19 protein-coding genes and 1 pseudogene are annotated in these 21,488 nt (G+C 61.9%); 10 read left to right on the forward strand and 10 right to left on the reverse strand.

Annotated elements, in window-relative coordinates:
* The first annotated feature begins 89 nt into the window (after positions 1-89).
* From recA to AB4Y85_RS06060, 4 genes are all read left to right on the forward strand, one after another.
* Positions 90-1,187, forward strand: a complete 1,098-nt coding sequence (recA, locus tag AB4Y85_RS06045) for a recombinase RecA (protein WP_441983964.1) — start codon at positions 90-92, stop codon at positions 1,185-1,187.
* Between the two features lie 220 nt (positions 1,188-1,407).
* Positions 1,408-2,001, forward strand: coding sequence for a YcxB family protein (locus tag AB4Y85_RS06050; RefSeq protein ID WP_441983965.1), 594 nt, complete (start codon positions 1,408-1,410; stop codon positions 1,999-2,001).
* Positions 2,002-2,188: 187 nt separating this feature from the next.
* Positions 2,189-4,843 carry an alanine--tRNA ligase gene (gene alaS / locus AB4Y85_RS06055; protein WP_441983966.1) on the forward strand — a complete coding sequence of 885 codons (2,655 nt, stop codon included), beginning with the start codon at positions 2,189-2,191 and terminating at the stop codon, positions 4,841-4,843.
* Between the two features lie 186 nt (positions 4,844-5,029).
* Positions 5,030-5,482 (forward strand): translation initiation factor 2, encoded by a 453-nt coding sequence (locus AB4Y85_RS06060; RefSeq protein WP_441983967.1) that lies wholly within the window; start codon positions 5,030-5,032, stop codon positions 5,480-5,482.
* A 103-nt stretch (positions 5,483-5,585) separates the two neighbouring features.
* On the opposite strand, the gene AB4Y85_RS06065 is transcribed toward AB4Y85_RS06060, so the two are convergent.
* The 5 genes from AB4Y85_RS06065 to AB4Y85_RS06085 all read right to left on the reverse strand — a co-directional run bounded on the left by AB4Y85_RS06065 (position 5,586) and on the right by AB4Y85_RS06085 (position 10,393).
* Positions 5,586-6,869, reverse strand: coding sequence for a PQQ-dependent sugar dehydrogenase (locus tag AB4Y85_RS06065; protein WP_441983968.1), 1,284 nt, complete (start codon positions 6,867-6,869; stop codon positions 5,586-5,588).
* The gene (locus tag AB4Y85_RS06070) at positions 6,866-7,297 is read right to left on the reverse strand and encodes a DUF2231 domain-containing protein (RefSeq protein WP_441983969.1); all 432 of its coding nucleotides are present in this window, start codon (positions 7,295-7,297) and stop codon (positions 6,866-6,868) included. The genes AB4Y85_RS06065 and AB4Y85_RS06070 overlap by 4 nt, the downstream gene beginning before the upstream one ends.
* Positions 7,298-7,429: 132 nt before the next feature.
* A complete protein-coding gene (locus AB4Y85_RS06075; protein WP_441983970.1) occupies positions 7,430-7,894 on the reverse strand; it encodes a GFA family protein in 465 nt (154 codons plus the stop codon).
* Positions 7,895-8,257: 363 nt separating this feature from the next.
* Positions 8,258-9,472, reverse strand: coding sequence for an NADP-dependent isocitrate dehydrogenase (locus tag AB4Y85_RS06080; protein ID WP_441983971.1), 1,215 nt, complete (start codon positions 9,470-9,472; stop codon positions 8,258-8,260).
* 171 nt (positions 9,473-9,643) lie between these two features.
* Positions 9,644-10,393, reverse strand: a complete 750-nt coding sequence (locus tag AB4Y85_RS06085) for a bestrophin-like domain (protein ID WP_441983972.1) — start codon at positions 10,391-10,393, stop codon at positions 9,644-9,646.
* 129 nt (positions 10,394-10,522) lie between these two features.
* On the opposite strand from AB4Y85_RS06085, the gene AB4Y85_RS06090 reads away from it, so the two are divergent.
* From AB4Y85_RS06090 to rpsD, 4 genes are all read left to right on the forward strand, one after another.
* Positions 10,523-11,257, forward strand: coding sequence for an RNA methyltransferase (locus AB4Y85_RS06090; RefSeq protein WP_441983973.1), 735 nt, complete (start codon positions 10,523-10,525; stop codon positions 11,255-11,257).
* A 62-nt stretch (positions 11,258-11,319) separates the two neighbouring features.
* Positions 11,320-12,534 (forward strand): alpha/beta hydrolase, encoded by a 1,215-nt coding sequence (locus tag AB4Y85_RS06095; protein WP_441983974.1) that lies wholly within the window; start codon positions 11,320-11,322, stop codon positions 12,532-12,534.
* A 10-nt stretch (positions 12,535-12,544) separates the two neighbouring features.
* The gene (murI, locus tag AB4Y85_RS06100; RefSeq protein ID WP_441983975.1) at positions 12,545-13,417 is read left to right on the forward strand and encodes a glutamate racemase; all 873 of its coding nucleotides are present in this window, start codon (positions 12,545-12,547) and stop codon (positions 13,415-13,417) included.
* A gap of 175 nt (positions 13,418-13,592) precedes the next feature.
* The gene (gene rpsD, locus AB4Y85_RS06105; RefSeq protein WP_009494134.1) at positions 13,593-14,210 is read left to right on the forward strand and encodes a 30S ribosomal protein S4; all 618 of its coding nucleotides are present in this window, start codon (positions 13,593-13,595) and stop codon (positions 14,208-14,210) included.
* 66 nt (positions 14,211-14,276) lie between these two features.
* Here the strand turns inward: rpsD and AB4Y85_RS06110 are convergent, their stop codons facing one another.
* From AB4Y85_RS06110 to rpe, 5 genes are all read right to left on the reverse strand, one after another.
* Positions 14,277-14,978: a Spy/CpxP family protein refolding chaperone gene (locus AB4Y85_RS06110; protein ID WP_441983976.1), complete on the reverse strand. Its 702-nt coding sequence runs from the start codon at positions 14,976-14,978 to the stop codon at positions 14,277-14,279.
* A 329-nt stretch (positions 14,979-15,307) separates the two neighbouring features.
* Entirely contained in the window at positions 15,308-15,868 is a 561-nt protein-coding gene (locus AB4Y85_RS06115) for an RBBP9/YdeN family alpha/beta hydrolase (protein WP_441983977.1), read from the reverse strand.
* A gap of 31 nt (positions 15,869-15,899) precedes the next feature.
* Positions 15,900-17,150, reverse strand: a complete 1,251-nt coding sequence (locus AB4Y85_RS06120; RefSeq protein WP_441983978.1) for a class I SAM-dependent methyltransferase — start codon at positions 17,148-17,150, stop codon at positions 15,900-15,902.
* A gap of 72 nt (positions 17,151-17,222) precedes the next feature.
* On the reverse strand, positions 17,223-18,536 hold the full coding sequence (gene purB, locus AB4Y85_RS06125) for an adenylosuccinate lyase (protein WP_441983979.1): 1,314 nt from the start codon (positions 18,534-18,536) through the stop codon (positions 17,223-17,225).
* 59 nt (positions 18,537-18,595) lie between these two features.
* Positions 18,596-19,267, reverse strand: a complete 672-nt coding sequence (gene rpe, locus AB4Y85_RS06130) for a ribulose-phosphate 3-epimerase (protein ID WP_441983980.1) — start codon at positions 19,265-19,267, stop codon at positions 18,596-18,598.
* 211 nt (positions 19,268-19,478) lie between these two features.
* Between rpe and AB4Y85_RS06135 the strand changes: the two genes are divergently transcribed.
* A complete protein-coding gene (locus AB4Y85_RS06135; protein ID WP_441983981.1) occupies positions 19,479-20,723 on the forward strand; it encodes an NAD(P)/FAD-dependent oxidoreductase in 1,245 nt (414 codons plus the stop codon).
* A gap of 223 nt (positions 20,724-20,946) precedes the next feature.
* Positions 20,947-21,482 (forward strand): annotated as a pseudogene (locus AB4Y85_RS06140) (DUF6790 family protein).
* The last annotated feature ends 6 nt before the right edge of the window (positions 21,483-21,488 follow it).

The following is a 21,488-nucleotide window of genomic DNA, read 5'->3' on the forward strand; positions in this document are numbered from 1 at the left end:
AACTTGCGGACAGGAACAAAGTGAGTACATATATCTTCTCAACACCGCGTTGAGATTCACTCCTCCTCCTGCCATAAGGGTGTCTGGTCATGTCGCAGTCTTCTCTGAGACTGGTGGAAAATACATCAATGGATAAAGACAAATCGAAAGCTCTCGACGCGGCGCTCTCCCAGATCGAGCGTGCCTTCGGCAAGGGCTCGATCATGCGGCTCGGCAAGGGGCAGCAGCCGGTGGAAATCGAAACCGTCTCGACGGGTTCGCTCGGCCTCGATATCGCGCTCGGCGTGGGCGGACTGCCCCGCGGCCGCGTCATCGAGATCTACGGGCCGGAATCGTCCGGTAAGACCACGCTGGCGCTGCACACCATCGCCGAAGCCCAGAAAAAGGGCGGCGTCTGCGCCTTCGTGGACGCGGAGCACGCACTCGACCCCGTTTATGCCCGTAAGCTCGGCGTCAACCTGGACGATCTCCTGATCTCCCAGCCCGATACCGGCGAGCAGGCGCTTGAGATCTGCGACACGCTGGTCCGCTCCGGCGCGGTCGACGTGCTGGTCGTCGACTCGGTGGCGGCTCTGACCCCGAAGGCTGAGCTCGACGGCGAGATGGGCGACGTTCAGCCGGGCCTCCAGGCCCGTCTCATGAGCCAGGCCCTGCGCAAGCTCACCGGCTCGATCTCGCGCTCGAAGACGATGGTGATCTTCATCAACCAGATCCGCATGAAGATCGGCGTCATGTATGGCTCGCCTGAGACGACCACGGGCGGCAATGCGCTGAAGTTCTACGCTTCGGTCCGTCTCGACATCCGCCGCGTCTCGACCCTGAAGGATCGCGACGATCCGATCGGCAACTCGGTCCGCGTCAAGGTCGTCAAGAACAAGGTCGCTCCCCCCTTCAAGCAGGTCGAGTTCGACATCATGTTCGGTGAGGGCGTCTCCAAGGTGGGCGAACTCATCGATCTCGGCGTCAAGGCCGGCATCGTCGACAAGTCCGGCGCCTGGTTCTCCTACGACAGCCAGCGCCTCGGCCAGGGCCGCGAGAACTCCAAGCAGTTCCTGCGCGACAATCCTGAGATCGCAGGCAAGATCGAGGCCCTCATCCGCCAGAATTCCGGCCTGCTTGCCGACCGTATCCTGGACCAAGCGACCCCGACCGCCGAGGACCTGGATGAAGGTTCCGCCGACGATTGATGCATGGCCGGATAAGTGAAATCCGGTTATCCGGGCCATGCACAGAAGAGGTTTGCTCTCCTTCAAGGGCAAAGGAAGGGCCGTCGCGAGAGATCGCGGCGGTCTTTTTCGTTTGGTGGGCAATATCCTGATATATGCTCATTGGAAGCAAGTTCATATTCCTATTGCCGTTGTAATTGTGTAACCTGCAGCCTGTATAAGCTGCGTTGGGACGGGTTACATGAAAGCCGCTGATCTTGAGACGGGACTTGCTCGTAAAATCTCCTCTCTAGAGACCTCATTAGCTCGAATACAATGGCGCTTGCATATTCCTCGTGTGGATTATCCGCCATTTATAGCGGCTCAAAAAATTATTTCCGCTCAGTTGCGAGCAAAATCGCATAAGCCTGTTCTTGTTCTTAAGCTGATTATTTGGATAGCGGTTTTTCTTGCTACGCTTTATGTCACGCAAAATTACAATGATGATTTCGTTTTAGGAATTATTATTACGATTTTTGCAGTTATTTCTGCTTTCTGTTTGTTTCTGTTTGGCAATGCTCGATCAATATACAAGGCTCTTTATGAGGCGCGTTGTGATCTGCCTTGTGACCTCCTGTTTAGAGAAGGTGGAGTGCTGATGCTCTCGGACTTCGGTACTCAGCTATTCCCTTGGGATGGTATGGAGGAGTTTCTCGAAGACCGGCACGGCCGGTACCTCGTGTCGAAGTACATCACGGTTCTGATGCTTCCCAAAGCCATCCTGAATCAGTATCCAGATGCAAGTGCGCTCATCGCTTTCATCGGCCAGAAGACTACTCGCTCTGGCAGTGCCTGAACTCAATGCTTTCACTTTAGAGTATAAATGATAGCGGCGCCCTTATCCTCTTCTGCTCCGGAAAATGGGAGGGGGTGGAATAAGACGCCGCGCCGCCTCGACAGAGGGGCCGTGGACCGCTAAAACCGGCCTTCATCAAGAGATTACCGGGCCCGAAAAGCCCTCCAATTCCCGAGTTTGAGAACCCATGAGCGGCGTCAACGAAATCCGGTCGGCCTTCCTCGATTACTTTGCCAAGAACGGCCATGAGGCCGTGGCGTCGAGCCCCCTCGTGCCGCGCAACGACCCGACCCTGATGTTCACTAATGCCGGCATGGTGCAGTTCAAGAACGTGTTCACGGGTGTCGAGAAGCGGCCCTACAGCACGGCGGTCAGCTCGCAGAAATGCGTGCGCGCGGGCGGCAAGCACAACGATCTCGACAATGTGGGCTACACAGCACGCCACCACACCTTCTTCGAGATGCTCGGCAACTTCTCTTTCGGCGATTACTTCAAGGAGCGGGCCATCGAGCTGGCCTGGAACCTGATCACCAAGGAATTCGACCTGCCGAAGGACAAGCTCCTCGTCACGGTTTATCACACCGACGACGAGGCGGCGGATCTGTGGAAGAAGATCGCCGGGTTCTCTGATTCCAAGATCATCCGCATCCCGACCTCGGATAATTTCTGGCAGATGGGCGATACCGGCCCCTGCGGCCCGTGCTCGGAAATCTTCATCGATCAGGGCGACAAGCTCTGGGGAGGCCCTCCCGGCAGCCCGGAGGAGGACGGTGACCGCTTCCTCGAGTTCTGGAACCTCGTGTTCATGCAATACGAGCAGATCGAGCCCGGCAACCGCATCGTACTCCCGAAGCCCTCCATCGACACCGGCATGGGCCTGGAGCGCATCTCCGCCATCATGCAGGGCGTCTATTCTAACTACGATACGGATCTGTTCCGCACGCTCATCGAGGCCGTGGCCCATGCCACCGGCGTTGCGCCGGAAGGCGACCGCAAGGCCTCGCACCGCGTGATCGCGGACCATCTGCGCACCTCCTGCTTCCTCGTGGCTGATGGCGTGCTGCCGTCGAACGAAGGCCGCGGCTACGTGCTTCGCCGCATCATGCGCCGCGCCATGCGCCATGCGCAGCTGCTCGGCACGCGCGACCCGCTGATGTACCGCCTCGTGCCTGTTCTCGTGCGCGAGATGGGGCAGGCCTATCCTGAGCTGATCCGCGCCGAGGCGCTGATCACCGAGACGCTGAAGCTGGAGGAAACCCGTTTCCGCAAGACCCTTGAGCGCGGCCTGACGATCCTCGACGACGAGACCCGCAATCTCACCAAGGGCCAGAACCTCTCGGGCGACACGGCCTTTACGCTCTACGATACCTTCGGCTTCCCGCTCGATCTGACGCAGGATGCGCTCAAATCCCGTGGTATCGGCGTCGATACGGATGCTTTCGATGCCGCCATGGAGCGCCAGCGCGAGAAGGCCCGCGCGGCTTGGGCCGGTTCGGGCGAGGCAGCGACGGAAACCGTGTGGTTCGGCGTCAAGGAACGCACCGGCGCCACTGAGTTCCTGGGCTACGATACCGAACAAGCCGAGGGCGTGGTCGTTGCGCTGCTCAAGGACGGCAAGGAAGTCTCGGTCCTGAAGGCCGGCGAGACCGGCCTCGTGGTCCTGAACCAGACGCCGTTCTACGGCGAGTCCGGCGGCCAGGTCGGCGATACGGGCGTGATGCAGGGCGAGGGCGCCCGCGTGTTCGTGACCGGCACCGAGAAGAAGCTCGGCGATCTCTTCGTGCACCACGTCACCGTGGAGCACGGCTCGCTCAAGCCGAACCAGTCTCTGGAGCTGATCGTCGATCACGAGCGCCGCTCCGCCGTGCGCTCCAACCACTCGGCAACCCATCTTCTGCACGAGGCTCTGCGTCAGGTGCTCGGCGACCATGTGGCCCAGAAGGGCTCGATGGTCTCCCCCGATCGCCTGCGCTTCGACTTCAGCCACCCGAAGCCCATCGAGGATGCGGAGCTGAAGGAGGTTGAGGAGATCGCCAACAAGGTGCTGCTCCAGAACGAGCCGGTGGTTACCAAGCTCATGGCCGTGGATGAGGCCATCGAGTCCGGGGCGCGCGCGCTTTTCGGCGAGAAATACGGCGATGAGGTCCGCGTCGTTTCCATGGGCAAGACCGAGGGCAACAAGACCTTCTCCATCGAACTCTGCGGCGGCACGCATGTGAACCGTACGGGCGACATCGGCCTCGTCACCATCGTGGCCGAGAGCGCGGTCGCTGCAGGTGTACGCCGTCTCGAAGCGATGACCGGCGATGCCGCGCGTCGCTATCTCGCGGATGAGAGCCGCAAGCTGCGGGAGGTTGCCGGCCTTCTGAAGACTCCTGTAGACGAGGTTTCTTCCCGTCTCTCCGCGCTTCTCGAAGAGCGCCGCAAGCTGGAGCGCGAACTCGCCGAGGCGCGCCGCAAGCTCGCCATGGGCGGCGGCGCTGCGGATGGCGGCGATCCGGTGAAGGACGTGGGCGGCATCAAGCTCATGGCGCGCGCCGTCACAGGCGTCGAGATGAAGGATCTCAAGAGCCTCGCCGATGAGGGCAAGAAGCGCCTCGGCTCCGGCATCGTCGCCATCGTCGGCGTCGCCGATGACGGCAAGGCGGGCATCGTGGTGGCTGTTACGGACGACCTGACTGCGCAATACGACGCGGTCGCCCTCGTGCGCGTGGGATCGGAAAAGCTCGGCGGCAAGGGCGGAGGCGGACGTCGTGACATGGCCCAGGCCGGCGGCCCCGATGGAGCCCAGGCAGAGGCGGCGCTCTCGGCGATTGAAGCAGCCATGTTGGCGAGCGCCTGAAGCCTGCTGATCGTCGGCGCAACGGCACCGAACAAGCCCGCCTGACGTCTTCCATGTGAGGATTGTCAGGCGGCTCAAGCCCCTGTGCACAGCATCGTTATATGCTTGAAATGATGCAATTTATCCTTCTAGTTGTGCCAGCTCGCATCGGCGAGAAACAACTAAGAAAGATAACGGGGCAACATCATGCGTGCATCACTTCTCGCGGTTCTTGCGGGCAGCCTTTCTCTCGGCGCCTGCGCCACTGTCACCCGCGGCACGACCGAACAGATCACTTTCGATTCCACGCCTTCCGCGGAAATGCGAACCTCGACAGGCCTGACCTGCCCGACGACACCCTGTACGCTGGATGTGAGCCGCAAATCGGAGTTCATCGCGACCTTCTCCAAGCCGGGCTACGAGAGCCAGGATGTGATGGTGCAGACCCGCCTCGCTGGTGCCGGAGCCGCCGGTTTCGCAGGCAATGTCCTCATCGGAGGCGTGATCGGGATGGGCGTCGATGCCGCGACCGGCTCGACACTCGAACATTACCCGAACCCGGTGACGGCGAGCCTTGCTCCGCTGGTGCTCACCCGCAAGAATAAGAAGCCTGTGGCTCAGCGTGGTCCTGTGAAGGAACAGGCAGCGCCGACGTCGTAAAGCTGTGTCTCGTCATGCTTAAAGAGCGGACGGGGTTTCATTCCCGCCCGCTCTTCAAACTGCTTGGCCTCTCGGCGATTGCCGATGCTTTGGCCATACGCGGTCAGTTCTTCGTCACTCTCCAGATCGTATTCGACAGGTCGTCCGCGATGATCAGGGCTCCGCGCGGGTCTACTGTCACACCGACCGGGCGGCCTCGCGTATTGCCGTCACCAACTAGGAAACCGGATACGAAATCGACCGGATCACCGGCTGGCTTGCCATCGCGGAACGGCACGAAGACCACCTTGTAGCCGACCGGCACGTTGCGGTTCCAACTGCCGTGCATGCCCACGAACACGCCCTCAGTGAAATCAGGGCCCATAGCCGGGGTGGAGAAGGCGACGCCAAGCGCCGCCACGTGCGATCCCAGGGCGTAGTCCGGGCGAATGGCCGCCGCGACCTTTTCCGGATCCTGCGGCTGCGCACGCGGGTCGACATTCTGGCCCCAGTAGCTATAGGGCCATCCGTAAAACGCGCCTTCCTTCACCGAAGTCAGGTAGTCCGGAACAAGGTCGGGACCGATTTCGTCCCGTTCATTCACGACTGCCCAAAGCTGGCCCGTACCAGGTTGAATGGTCAGCGCCGTGGGGTTGCGAATGCCGGTGGCATAAGGTCTATGCGCTCCCGTCTGCGCGTCGATCTGCCAGATCATGGCACGATCTTCCTCGGCATCCATGCCCCGCTCGGTGATGTTGCTGTTGGAGCCGATGCCGACATAGAGAAAACGCCCATCCGCGCTGGCGGCCATCGACTTCGTCCAGTGATGATTGATCTTAGAGGGCAGGTCGGTGACCTTCGTCGGAGGCCCGCTCGCCTTGGTGTCACCGTCCCGGTAATCGAAGCGCACCAGCTCGTCCTGGTTGGCCACGTAGATGACACCATTGACGAACGCGAGACCATAAGGTGCGTTGAGGTTGTCGGCGAAGACGCCCTGCATCTCGTAAGTGCCGTCGCCGTTGGTATCGCGCAGCAACGTCAACCGATTGCCGCCCTTCACCGAGCTCTTGCCGAGGCTCTTGATATAGCCCGCGATCATGTCCTTGGGGCGTAAGGTCGGCGCGTAACCGCCGGATCCTTCTGCGACCAGAATATCTCCATTGGGAAGAAGCAGGGTCTGACGCGGGATCTTGAGATCCGTGGCAATAGGTTGGATCTTGTATCCCTGTGGCACCTTCGGCAGATCGTTGCCCCAGTTGGCCGGTCTCGGGATCTTCATGCTGGGCAACAGGCCGCGCTCCGGCTTGGGCAGGTTAGGGTTCTGGCCGAACTGCTGCGGCTGGGCTTCCGCGTTGTAGGCGGAGAGAGCAATCGTCAGGGCGCCGATGAAGAGGGTTGAGCGGTTCATTTCACCTCTCCTGTATGAAATCCGGAATAACCGATCCAGGCCGCAGCGAGGGCCAGAAGCGTCGTGATCGCGGACAGATAAAGGCCCTCCGGCATGGTCGCCCAGGCATCCTTCGCGTGGACAAGGGCGTTGATGAAACCGAGGACCCACATGACAGCCAGCACAACGAAATAGACAATCATCCGTCCTTTATGCGCCGTCCCACGGCGAAAAAGATTGATCAATGCCCAGAGCGCCGCGAAGCCGCCGCCGACCAAGCCTCCGGCAATGAGCCAGGACGAGAAATTGGCCCATTGAATGTGAAAGGTCGCCCGATAGGCAAAGTCGCTGAGCAGGGCGCCCGCGAATAATGGGAGCGGAAACGCCAGAAGGATTGCATGAAGGGGATGAAGCGGCCTCAGAGGGCCTGAACTGGATATAGCGACCAAAGCATGTCCTCTCGCTTTCCTGGGCGCGGCGCGGGAGGTCTCGCCCGGTAAGGATGTCGAGGGTTCAATGCATCAGTTGTCAGTTGGTTTCGCGAAACAGCCCAGCTTCCTTGATGATGGAAAGGCGGGGCCTCAATCGTGATCCGGGTGCTGGTGGGATTTCATCTTCGCCAGCTCCTCAGGCGGGTTGTCATCCTCGGTCGTGATGCTTGGGAGCGTGTGAAGCATGGCAAAGGCGGGAAGTCTGCTCTCAACGCCGTATTGGATTTCGGGGGTAACGCGCTCCGGATGATCCAGGCTGCCGATGGAGACGCTGATACGGTCGTCCTCCAGGTAGGAATAGGTCAGCGGCGTCCCGCAATCGCGGCAGAAGCCGCGCTCCGCAGCCTCGGAACTCCGAAAGCTGCCGGGCTGTCCCTTCGTCCAGACCAGATCCTTTTGCGGCAGGCCGGTGAACGCCGCGAAATAATTGCCAAACGCCTTCTGGCACATGCGGCAATGGCAGATGCTCGCACGGGTTGGCTCAGACTTGAGTTCGTAGCGCACGGCGCCGCACTGGCAGCCGCCGGTCATGGTGGATTGGCGTTGATCCGACATGGCAACAGCCTTGGGGTTTGATGTCTCTGAGCAGTCTATGTAGAGCGGGGAGCCCGATTAGAAATCTGCAGGCCCGCCTTCGCAGGATGAGAATGCTTTTGGCATGAAGCCCCGAGGGCCGACATCGCGCTTGATCGGTTCGAGACGTTCCGTCCGCTGGCTCTTCTTTTGCGCGGATTTCGCAACCCCGGCAGGCCAGGAGGTTTCGTTCCAGGCGGCTGTCCAATCGTGGAAATGGCTTGCTGGATTGATGTCGAATTTGAGCGTGAGATCGCAGGGGCACTTTCCAGTCGCCTGCTATTCTATAACAAAAATGGCCGGGACAAGCCCGGCCATTTTCAATTCCTGCAAGGCGAGACTGACTTAAGCAGCCATCGCCTTCTTGAGGTTCTCGTCGATCTTGTCGAGGAAGCCGGTGGTAGAGAGCCACTTCTGCTCCGCGCCGACGAGGAGGGCGAGGTCCTTCGTCATGAAGCCGGACTCGACCGTGTCCACGCAGACCTTCTCGAGGGTCGCCGCGAACTTGGCGAGATCGGCGTTGTCGTCGAGCTTGGCGCGGTGGGCGAGGCCACGGGTCCAGGCGAAGATCGAGGCAATGGAGTTCGTCGAGGTCTCCTTGCCCTTCTGGTGTTCGCGGTAGTGGCGGGTCACGGTGCCGTGGGCGGCTTCCGCTTCCACCGTCTTGCCGTCCGGCGTCATCAGCACGGATGTCATGAGGCCGAGCGAGCCGAACCCTTGCGCCACTGTGTCGGACTGCACGTCGCCGTCGTAGTTCTTACAGGCCCACACATAGCCGCCCGACCACTTGAGGGCCGAGGCCACCATGTCGTCGATGAGGCGGTGCTCGTAGGTGATGCCGGCGGCGTCGAACTTCGCCTTGAACTCGTTCTGGAAGACTTCCTCGAAGATGTCCTTGAAGCGGCCGTCATAGGCCTTGAGGATCGTATTCTTCGTGGAGAGATAGACCGGGTACTTGCGGTTCAGGCCGTAGTTCATGGAGGCGCGGGCGAACTCGCGGATCGACTCGTCGAGATTGTACATGCCCATGGCGACACCGGCGTCCGGGAACTTGAAGATTTCCTTCTCGATCACGGTGCCGTCTTCACCTTCGAACTTCATGGTCAGGCGGCCCTTGCCGGGCACCTTGAAGTCCGTGGCCTTGTACTGGTCGCCGAAGGCATGACGGCCGACGATGATCGGCTGGGTCCAGCCGGGCACGAGGCGCGGAACGTTCTTGCAGATGATCGGCTCGCGGAAGATCACGCCGCCGAGGATGTTACGGATCGTGCCGTTGGGCGACTTCCACATGTCCTTGAGCTTGAACTCTTCCACGCGGGCCTCGTCCGGCGTGATGGTGGCGCATTTCACGCCGACGCCGTACTTCTTGATGGCTTCCGCCGCCTCGACCGTGACCTTGTCATTGGTGGCGTCGCGGTGCTCGATGCCCAGGTCGTAGTACTTCAGGTCGATGTCGAGATAGGGGTGGATCAACTTCTCTTTGATGAAGTGCCAAATAATGCGGGTCATCTCGTCGCCGTCGAGTTCGACGACCGGATTGGCAACCTTGATCTTCGCCATTGATCTCACCTTGTTTTTCAGGGCTGAAACGGGCCTGCCTGCGGCAGACGGGTTGCCGGGGCTATAGCGCGGTTAAGGCTCCGGGGGAAGGTGGGGGGCTTGCCCCAATTCAGCGGTTTCTGAGGCTTTGGGTGTTTTCCCGCCCTCTCGGTGCTGAACGGAAACAGGCTCTTATTGCCGGATCTGCTCCAGGACCCGCTGCAACGGCTCGTCGGAGACCTGGATGAGGCCCGATGACGGGTTGTCCATGTCCAGGATCAGGCAGAGCGAGGCCGAGATCAGAAGGGCGGCCGAGACGAGCGTGCCGATGACGACCGCGTTCCGGGGCGACCGGAAGCCGAAGCTTGCGAAGATCACGACGAGCCACGCGATCATGACGACGATTAGCGGCATCGGGATGGTGCCGCCCGACTGGCCGACGATAACCCAGCGCTGGTCGAGAACCGCCCGATAGAGCTGCCGTGCCTCGATCAAGAGGGCTGTCTGCTGATCGTTCGTCGCCTGAACGGCTCGCAGCCGATTGCCGATATCTTCGAGCAGAATCTCGGCTTGCCCATCGGGAGCGACACCAGGGCTCGCGCTGAGCGCCCTGTCCAGATAAGCGATGATCCCTTGATGAATCTCCTCGCCGGCCGGTCCCAAAGTGCGGACGGTCTTGTCGAGCAGGATCAAGTCGGTCGCGTAGGTGTGGACCGCATCGTCCACGTCCTGAAACGTGTTCTTGGCCGAGTTCAGCATTAGGCCGAGCACCAGGGAGGCGATGACCACGAAGATATTGGCGACGACCCGGACGGTGGAGTTCGTGTCTTCCTGAAGCTGTCTGGTGGAAAGCAGGGTGTGCCCGAACAGGCAGCCGAGGGAGACCCCCACCAGGAGGATGAATGTGGCGGCCGAGATCAGGACTTCATCCGCTACGATCATCGCTTCCCGCGTGCCTTTATGCTTCAGATGCCATCTGTGAAGCTTGATTCAGAAATCAATGTGGCGGCCCAAGGCCTTGAGTTGTATGGGGAGAGGACTTTCTCCTTTGACAATCAAGACCTGACCGCCATGACGCTTCCAACCATCATCCTCGTCGAGCCTCAGCTGGCGGAAAACATCGGCATGGTGGCGCGCGCCATGGCCAATTTCGGCCTGTCAGATCTGCGCATCGTGGCGCCTCGCGATGGCTGGCCGCGCAAGGGCGCGCATTCGGCGGCCTCCGGCGCCGTGCATGTGCTGGAGGGGGCGAAGCTCTACGACACGGTGAAGGAGGCCATCGCCGACCTCAACTACGTCTTCGCCACGACCGCCCGCGAGCGCGGGCAGATGAAGCGCGTCTTCGCGCCGGAGCCCGCGATGAAGGAGGCGCATCAGAGAACCGCCGAGGGCCAGCGCATCGGCATCATGTTCGGGCGGGAACGGACGGGGCTTGAGAACGACGAGGTATCTCTTGCGGACGCCATCATCACCTTTCCGGTGGATCCCAAGTTCTCGTCGCTCAATCTCGCACAGGCCGTGCTTTTGGTCTCGTACGAATGGTACAAACTGGCCACCGGCAGCGCGCTGCCCTTCACCGGCGAAAGGCGCTCTCCACCTGCGACCCGCGAGGGCGTCATTTCCTTCCTCGATTACATCGAGGAAGAGCTGGAGGCGGTAAACTTCTTTCCCGAGGACAAGAAGCCGATCATGACCCGCAACATGCGGGACATCTTCCATCGTCTCGAAATGACCGAGCAGGATGTTCGCACTCTGCGTGGGGCGATTCGCGCACTTGCGGAAGGCCGGCGGTTGAGAAAGCCTTAAAGAACTTGTGATCTAGTGTTGCCGGGCGCTGTCCGCCCTTCACAATCTGACCTGAGATCGCCATGCGCCGCTCGCTGATTACGCTCCTCCTCCTTGGCTCATGCTTCGCCACACCTTGGGCCGTTGCAGCGACGCCGCCGAAACAGCCGGAGCAGGGGCCCGGCGGATCGGATTACAAGATTTCCGAGGTGGTGAAGCGCGGTACGGGGACGGCCAGCTCCGGCACTTACGTGTTCCACGGCTCCGATACGCCCGCCACACCGCGCCCGGTGGCAGTATTCTTCCATTCCTGGGGAGCTGTGAATCCTGGCCTCTATGGCGGCTTCATCGATCATCTGGCGCGCAAGGGCTATCTCGTCCTTTTTCCGCGCTTTCAGGAGGTGAACCGCTCACGCCCCGCCGACGCGACGGCTTTGTCGGAAACTCTGATCCAGAATGCGCTCACGGAGCTTGCCGAAGATGCGGCGGCGAAGCCCGATCTCAAGCGTGTCGCCTTCATCGGCCATTCCGCCGGTATGCCGATCGCGCTGAACGTCGCGTCCGGAGTGGGCGATAGCAAACTTCCCATGCCGAAGCTGGTCTTCGGCCTCATGCCGGGCGGCATCGCTTCCAACGAGAAGGAGAGGGGCATCCTTCTTCGCGACCTCTCAGCCATCGACCCTTCGACACTCCTCATCACCATGAGCGGCGACCGGGAGCACCTGCCCATCGACCGGGCGGCCCGCCGTCTTTTGGAAGCGGCAAGCAGCGTGCCGGCAAGCCGCAAGCTGTTCATGCGCACCAGCTCCGACGACCATGGCTATCCGCCGCTCACTGCAACCATGGCCTCTCCCGGTTCGCCCAAGGCGGATTACGATGCCTCCGCCATCAAGCTACCCCCCGACCCGCCGCGTGATCCCAAGCAGAAGAACACCTGGCGCTGGAGCGCTGACATGTCGCTCTCCGGTCCCCAGACCATCCTGACCCAGCAGCTCGGCAATAACGGCACCGATACGCTCGATTATCAGGCCTATTGGAGAACCTTCGAGATCGCGGCCGATGCGGCCTTCGCCGGCAAGGATGCGGCGGCGCTCACCCGCGATTCCAAATTCGTCGATATGGGCAACTGGAGCGACGGCTGGCCCGTAAAGCGCCTCTCGGCCCAGATGCCGAAGGTTGAAGGGCAAAAGAACCAGCCGGAAGCCGGCCCCCGGCGCAGGCTGAACCTCGCTCCCACGCCCGCTCCTGGGGAAACCAAGCAGGACCTCACAGGATTTCTGAATCATCTTCGTTCGTAAGGTGTAGAGTATGCGTGTCGATCTTCTGGCCGGAACGACCTATAACCCGGCTGTCATGCCGTCTCCTGTGCCCACGATCCTCGTCTTCGATTCCGGCCTCGGCGGCCTCACGGTCTTCTCCGAGGTGCTGAAGGTTCGCCCGGATGCGCGCTATGTCTATGCGGCGGACGATGCGGGCTTTCCCTATGGGGGCCTCAGCCAGGACGTCCTGGTGGCGCGGGTTCTCGCGGTCATGGAGCGCCTGATCGCCCTTCACGATCCCAAGCTCGTGGTGATCGCCTGCAACACGGCCTCGACCCTGGTGCTGCCGCACCTGCGGGAGCGTTTTTCGGTTCCCTTCGTCGGCACGGTCCCCGCCATCAAGCCGGCGGCGCAGATCACGCGTTCGGGCTATGTCACAGTGCTCGCCACCCCTGGGACGGTGGCGCGGGACTATACGCGGGACCTCATCGAGACCTATGCCTCAGGCTGTAAGGTCAATCTCGTCGGCTCGCGCCGCCTCGCGGCGATTGCGGAGGCCGAGCTTGCGGGGGCGCCCGTTTCCGATGCGGAAATTCTGGACGAGCTTCTGCCCTGCTTCATCCAAGAGGAGAGCGTGCGGACCGATGTGGTGGCGCTGAGCTGCACCCATTACCCGCTTCTCCTCCAGCGCTTCCAGACGCTGGCCCCTTGGCCCGTGACCTGGATCGATCCGGCCCCGGCCATCGGTCGGCGGGTGACCCAGCTCATCGGCCAGCCCGTGCCCGGCCACGAGGCCGACGAGAACGAGGCCATGGCGGTATTCACCAGTGGCGCCGGGATGACTGAGCCCCTGCGCTCAGCCTTGAAGGACAAGGGGCTTCCGGTGGTCACGGTCGAGGACATGCCGCTACTGGTGGGCTGAGGCGGAATGGATTGACTTTCCCTCGCCTTTCTCCTACACCCCACCCGTTCACGCGGTCCTTAACGGGGCCGCGTAACTTTTTACGCTCCCGTGGCCCGGCTTCGGTCGGCCTGTCGTCCCTTAGGGGAAGAGGAGGGCGCGTTCCTCGCTAATTCGACAACAAAGAGGAACAGCGATGTCGAAGCGCATTCAGGCCAAGCACAAGCTTGACCGCCGTATGGGTCAGAATATCTGGGGTCGCCCTAAGAGCCCCGTGAATCGCCGCGAATACGGCCCCGGCCAGCACGGCCAGCGCCGCAAGGGCAAGATGTCCGACTTCGGCACCCAGCTCCGCGCCAAGCAGAAGCTGAAGGGCTACTACGCGAACATCACCGAGAAGCAGTTCCGCCGCTACTACGCCGAGGCTATCCGCCTGAAGGGCGACTCGGGTGAGAACCTGGTCGGCCTGCTCGAGCGTCGTCTCGACGCGGTCGTGTACCGCGCGAAGTTCGTCGCGACCCCCTTCGCCGCCCGTCAGTTCGTCAACCATGGTCACGTGAAGGTCAACGGCCGTCGCGTGAACATCCCGAGCTATCAGGTGAAGGCCGGCGACGTGATCGAGGTGAAGGACAAGTCCAAGCAGCTCGAAGTCGTCGTCGTGGCGTCCCAGCTCGCCGAGCGTGACGTTCCGGACTACATCGAGGTCGATCATTCCAAGATGACGGCCCGCGTGACGCGCATCCCGACCCTGTCGGAAGTGCCGTACCCGGTCCAGATGGAACCGAACCTCGTGATCGAGTTCTATTCGCGCTAATCCGCGAAACAGACATGACACTGAAAAGGCCGCCCGATGGGCGGCCTTTTTGTTTACGGCGACAGCTTACTGCTGGGGAGCAGGACCGCGTGGGCCAGATCCCATTCCTCCAGGTCCCATTCCTCCAGGACCATGGTTCATCATGCCGTGATCCATCATGGTGTGACGGCGGCCGTGATGGCCATCCCGTCCGCCGCGTCCGCGACGTTCGCTCCAGCCGCCGTTGATAGCTTCACGCATCAGGCGTGGGGCAATCCGCTTCTGGTCCTCGCCGAGGCTGTCCCAGAAGGGACGCAGGGCCGTCGTCAGCGCGGCAGAGCGCTGAGCGCCCTGGTTCATCATGGTATTGCGCTGTTCGAGGCGCTGCATGAAGTCCGCGTTGCGGCGCTGGTCACGGTTCTCACGGAATTGCTGCATGTTGGTATAGCGCTCGGAGGCTGACGTCCGGATCGCGGTTTCCACCGGGCCCCACAGACGCTCCTGATCGGCGGTGAGCTTTAGGCCGGCCTTGATGGAAGCAATGCGGGCGTCGACGAGGCGGTTGTAGTCGTCCTGGGACATGCCGCGACGGGGCTCCGGACGCGCCTGCTCCTGGCCCGCCGCGGGCGGTGTCGTGGGAGCCGGAGCCTGCGCCAGTGCGTAGGTGCCTGCGCTCGCAAGTACGGCGGCAGCAGCAAGGGTGGCGATGATCTTCATTCGAGTATCCTCCTTCGAGATGACAACGACGAGAATGACCTCAAGGTGCTCTCGTTCGAGTGAAGGCAGCATGAACTTTTCGTCATGTGGAAAAGATCAGGTTGGATGTGCGCCGCGCTTATTCCCTTCCCCTTGCGGGGAGGGCGAGGGTGGGGGTGGTGTGACTGGGTGAGAGCTCTGACCACATCACTCCCACGTCATCACCGGCCTTGTGCCGGTGATCCCGATTGTGTGAAGCGCCGCGCTTTTCGGATCGGGATGGCCGGGATAAGCCCGGCCATGACGGTGTAGGGCTGTTCCTACTCACGGACAAAGCGTAACGCTCTGACCTTGCGACCCCACCCTCAATCCCTCCCCGAAAGGGGGAGGGAAGGTCGCGCCATACCCTCTGGCGGAGAGATTTATTTCTGACCTAGCCGCTTCAAAAACCCCGCGAAGCGCATGAGGCCCTCCGGCCAGGGACCGTGGCCGCTTTCCGTGTTGAGGTGGCCCGCATCTCCCGCATCGACGAAAGCAGAGCCCCAGGAATAGGCGAGATCCTCGGCCTTGTCATATTCGCAATGCGGGTCCGTGCGGCTGGCGACCAGTACCGAGGGAAAGGGCAGGGGATCGCGCGGGATCGGCGCGAAGGCGCGGTCGATGACGGGGACGAAATCCGGCCGCTCCACATCGGGCGGGCTCACCAGAAAGGCGCCCTGGACCTTGTCGGGAGACAGAAGCGGGGCGGCGTGCACGATGGCCATAACGCCGAGGCTGTGGCCGACCAGGACCACGGGTTTCTTGGCGCGCTTCACGTCATTGACGATGCGCGCGACCCAGGCGTCCTTGTTGGGATTGTCCCAGTTTTCCTGCTCGACCCGCCACGCGGTCGAGAGCTGGCGCTCCCACCGGCTCTGCCAGTGGTCAACACCTGAGTTCGTGTGGCCGGGAACGATGAGGATGTCGCAATCGGAGGTTTTCATACCTTCGAGATAAAGCCGCTCCCGTGCAGGTTCAAGCGCTGCGCCTGAACTCCATCTGCTCGGACGCCTTCAGGGCGGCCTCCCGCTCGGCAATGTAGTCTCGTGTAAGCGGCACAGCGTCGTTGCGCCGGGCCAACTGCAGCTGGAACACTACCGCATCCTGCCATCGGAAGGCAGATTCCGACATGGCGAGGTAGCATTCCCACATCCTGAAGAAGCGATCGTCGTAGAGTTTCAGCACTTCCTCCCGCTGGGCCAGGAAGCGCTCACGCCAAGCTTTCAGGGTATAGGCATAGTGCAGGCGCAGGATCTCGAGATCGGTGACGACGAGCCCCGCGCGCTCGATGGCCGGCATCATCTCAGACAGAACCGGCAGATGCCCGCCGGGGAAGATGTATTTCGTAATCCAGGGATTGGTGGGATAGGGCGTGCCGGAGCGCCCGATGGTGTGGAGCAGCATCACGCCATCCTCCTTCAGGACCTTCCGGCAGGTGCCGAAATAGTCATCGTAGGAAGCAGGCCCCACATGCTCGAACATGCCGACCGAGACGACGCGGTCGAAGGAGCCTGTGGTTGCCCGGTAGTCCTGCAGCTCGAAGCGTACCCTGTCGGTGAGGCCGGAGGCGGCGGCGCGCTTGCGGGAGGCCTCCAGCTGTTCCTCCGACAGGGTGATACCCTTCACGGAGCCCGCGCAGGCGACCTGCGCCAGATAAAGCGCCATGCCGCCCCAGCCGGACCCGATATCGAGCACGCTATGGCCGGGATCGACCATGAGCTTGGCCGCGATATGCCGCTTCTTGGTGAGCTGCGCCTGTTCGAGACTGTCGTCCGGATGCTCGAAATAGGCGCAGGAATATTGCCGGTCGCTGTCGAGGAAGAGGGAATAGAGCCGCCCGTCGAGATCGTAATGGTGGGCGACGTTGTGCCTGGAGCGAACCATGTCGTTCTCTCCGCGCAGCCGCATCCAGTTCTGGATCTTGCGTAGGCGGCGCAAGGGAAGTTCGTTCAGCTCTCCATGGGTGTCCTGAAGCAGGAGCTGGAGGAGGTCGAGGATATCGCCTTCCTCGATCACGAGCCTCCCGTCCATGTAAAGCTCGCCGAGCTTTAATTCAGGGTGAAGGCAAAGGGCGGTCTGGGCCGCCTTGTCCGTGAACCGGATCGAAACCTGGGGAGACCCGCCGTCACCGAAGGTGAAGTGCTGGCCTCCCGCCGTAGTCATTTCGAGGGTGCCGTACTTGACGGCCCGCGTGAAGGCAAGCTTGAGAATTTTCTCCGACAGCATGGCCGTCGTTCCCGTACCGTTGATCTCACACGGGAATTGTCGCGCATCGGAGAAAAATTTCCAGCCCCTCAGCTATGCTCCTGTTGCGCCGAAGACCCGCGTGAAGATCGTATCCACATGCTTGAAGTGGTAGCCGAGGTCGAAGCAGTCCTCGATCTCCTTAGGGGTCAGGTACTTCGTCACATCGGCATCGCTCTTCAGAAGGGTCAGGAAGTCGCCTTCGCCGCGCCAGACCGGCATGGCGTTGCGCTGCACGACACGATAGGCGTCCTCGCGGGAGGCGCCCTTCTGGGTGAGTGCCAGAAGAACGCGCTGGGAATGAACGAGGCCGCCGAGACGGTCCAGGTTCTTCTGCATGTTCTCAGGGTACACCAAGAGCTTGTCGATGACGTTCGTGAGGCGGGCGAGGGCAAAGTCGAGGGTCACGGTGGCGTCGGGGCCGATCATGCGTTCGACGGAGGAGTGGGAGATATCCCGCTCGTGCCAAAGGGCCACGTTCTCCATGGCGGGCATGGCATAGGCGCGCACCATGCGGGCGAGGCCCGTAAGGTTCTCGGTCAGGACCGGATTGCGCTTGTGCGGCATGGCGGAGGAGCCCTTCTGGCCAGCCGAGAAGAACTCTTCCGCTTCCAGAACCTCGCTGCGCTGCAGGTGGCGCACTTCCGTGGCCAGGCGCTCGATGGAGGAGGCGATGACGCCGAGCGTCGCGAAATACATGGCGTGGCGATCGCGCGGGATGACCTGGGTCGAGACCGGCTCGACCTGGAGGCCCATCTGCTCGGCCACGTATTCTTCCACGCTCGGGTCGATATTGGCGAAGGTGCCGACCGCGCCCGAGATGGCGCAGGTGGAAATCTCCCGCTGGGCCTCGATGAGGCGGATCTTACAGCGCTCGAATTCCGCATAGGCCTGGGCGAGCTTGAGGCCGAAGGTGGTGGGCTCGGCATGGATGCCGTGCGAGCGGCCGATGGTCGGCGTCATCTTGTGCTCGATGGCGCGGCGCTTGATGGCGGCAAGCAGCTCGTCCATGTCGCGCAGCAGGATGTCCGTGGCGCGGGCGAGCTGGACGTTGAAGGTGGTGTCGAGCACGTCGGACGAGGTCATGCCCTGGTGGACGAAGCGGGCCTCGGGGCCGACGATCTCGGCCATGTGCGTGAGGAAGGCGATGACGTCGTGCTTGACCTCGCGCTCGATGGAATCGATGCGTTCCACGTCGAATGTCGCCTTGGAGCCCTTCTCCCAGACGATTTCCGCCGCTTCTTTAGGCACGACACCGAGATTGGCCAGCGCCGTCGTGGCGTGAGCCTCGATCTCGAACCAGATGCGGAACTTGGTTTCCGGCGACCAGATGGCCACCATCTCGGGACGGCTGTAACGAGGGATCATCGCTTTTCACTTCCACGCGGGGGATATGCCCCGCGCGGTAGCACGATAGCCCGTTGATCTCAACGCGCCTTCTCTGCAGCCTCGCGAATGGCCGCCATGTTCGCGGCATAGGCCGAGGGACCGCCCTTGAAGGTGGCGGAGCCGGCGACCAGCACATTGGCGCCCGCTTCGGCCACGAGAGGGGCCGTTTCGGCGGTCACGCCGCCGTCGATCTCGATGTCGATATTGCGGTTGCCCACCATTTCCTTGATCCGACGCAGCTTGGGGCAGACAGCCGGGATGAAGGCCTGCCCGCCGAAGCCCGGATTGACGGTCATCAGGAGGATCAGGTCCACCTCGTCGATCACGGGCTCGATGGAGGCTTCATGGGTGCCCGGATTGAGCACGATGCCCGCCTTCTTGCCGAGCTTGCGGATGGTTTGGAGCGACCGGTGCAGGTGCGGGCCTGCCTCCGCGTGGATGCTGATGATGTCCGCGCCCGCATTGGCGAAGGCTTCGAGATAGGGATCCACCGGGGCGATCATCAGGTGCACGTCGAAGAGCTTCTTGGTGTGCGGGCGGATCGCCTTCACGATATCCGGGCCCATGGTGATGTTGGGCACGAAATGTCCGTCCATCACGTCGATATGGATCCAGTCGGCGCCGGCGGCGTCGATGGCGCGGATTTCCTCGCCGAGCTTGGAGAAGTCGGAGGCGAGGATCGAGGGAGCAATGAGAAGCGGTCGTGTCATGACGCGCCGGTAGCACGAGCTTTTCCCGCGGGCAACGGGACAATCAAGCTCACTCATGAACCAATTTGATACCACTTGCCTGGGGAGAGCCCGCCTTTGGGCTCGAAAGGCATGGACGGCAATCGGGGATCGGGAGTAAAAAGCCCTTCAAGAGGGCGGCAGCGCCCAGCTTCCGGCCTCGGAAGCCAACTCAGAACAGGGCAGGACTTTCATGCGTAAGGATGTGGTTGTTCTCGGTGCCGGTATCGTCGGCGTGTCCATCGCCGTGCATTTGCAGAAGCGCGGCCGCTCGGTGCTGTTGGTCGACAAGCGCAAGCCGGGCGAGGAAACCTCTTTCGGCAATGCCGGCCTCATCCAGCGCGAGGGCGTTTATCCTTACGGCTTCCCGCACGATTTCGGCGCCCTGCTGCGCTATGCCCTGAACAACACCATCGACGCCTCCTACCATTGGAACGCGCTCCCGAAGCTCGCGCCCTTCCTGTGGCAGTACTGGATGCATTCGCGTCCGGCCCAGCACATGGCGATCGCGCGTCTTTATGCGCCGCTCATCGAGCATAGCGTAACCGAACACATGGCGCTCGCCGAGGAATCCGGCTCCACGCATCTGATCCGCCCGACCGGCTGGATGAAGGTCTTCCGCGACCAGAAGAGCATGGACGAGGAGCTGACCGATGCGGAGGAGGTGAAGCGCGATTTCGGGGTGAACTTCAACGCCCTGAACATGCTCGGCGTCGCGGAGCTGGAGCCTCACCTCAAGGTGCAGACCAAGGGCGGCATTCACTGGACGGACCCGGCCTCCGTGTCCGATCCGCACATGCTCACCATGGGCTATGTGGGCCTGTTCGAGCGCCTGGGCGGCGAGCTGGCGGCGGGCGATGCCAAGACGCTCGAAGAGACGCCGAACGGCTGGCGTATCCAGACCGAGAATGGACCGGTGGAAGCGGGTGCTGTCGTCGTGGCGCTCGGCGCCTGGGCCGACGTGGTGACGACGAAGCTCGGCTACAACCTGCCGCTCGCGGTCAAGCGCGGCTATCACATGCACTACAAGCCCGAGGGCAACGCGGTGCTCAACCGCCCGACGCTGGATTTCGACCGGGGCTATTTCCTGGCGCCCATGTCGAAGGGCATCCGCCTCACCACCGGCGCGGAATTCGCGCTCCGTGATGCGCCGAAGACCCCGGTCCAGCTCAACCGCGCCGAGCCCATCGCGCGGGAATTCTTCCCCCTCGGCGAGAGGGTCGATCCCGAGCCGTGGATGGGCATGCGCCCCTGCACGCCGGACATGATGCCGATCATCGGCCCGGCCCCGCGCCACAAGAACCTCTGGTTCGGCTTCGGCCACGCCCATCACGGCCTGACGCTGGGCCCGGTAACGGGCCGATTGCTCGCGGAGATGATCACGGGCGAAGAGCCGACCGTGGTCGATCCCAAGCCGTATCGGGCGGATCGGTTTTAAGGGCTGCTAGGGCGCTTCCCTTGCCGTCATGGTCGGGCCTGTCCCGGCCATCCCGATTGTAGGGTGCTGCGCCTCAATCCATCAGGATTACCGGCACAATGCCGGTAATGACGTGTGGAAATCCGCATGTGCTTTATCGGGCAAGTATACAGCGGCATTGGCATCCTCACTGGTGAAGCGTCACAATATCGATGCTGGTTCGTGACGTGATCCGGAGGCGAGGATGCAGCAGGTCATCACCTTTGTTTTGAGTAATTTCACCCTGACCTTCTTCGTCCTTGGGCTCATCGCGGCGCTGGTCTCGCTATCTCGCCAGTCACGCCTGCGGGAGCGAGTAACGGTGGCCGAGGCGCTGCTGTCCTGGTTCTTCTTCTTCGCCCTTGGGGTGACCTTCCTCTATAATTTCGCCATGCACGTCTTCTTCTCGGAGATGGCGGCATCGTTCATCGGCTGGCAGACGAGCCCGTTCCAGAAGGAAGTCTGCTTCGCCAGTTTTGGCTTTTCCGTTGTGGGTTTCATCGCCTTCAAGGGAAGCTTCGGGGCGCGGCTGGCAGCCCGGCCTGCTTCCTCTGGGGCGCGGCAGCCGGACATGTGATGCAGATGGTGGAGGCCCATAACTACGCCCCCGGGAATGCGGGCATCATCTTCTACACGGACATCCTGATCCCGGTTGTCGGGTTTATCCTGCTATGGCTGCGGTATCGGGCGGAAACACCGTTGAGTGATTTCTCGAGCCTTTCAGCGGCGCGGCGATCCTAGGGGATC

This window comes from Microvirga sp. 2YAF29 (genome assembly GCF_052114605.1).
Classification (GTDB): Bacteria; Pseudomonadota; Alphaproteobacteria; order Rhizobiales; family Beijerinckiaceae; genus Microvirga.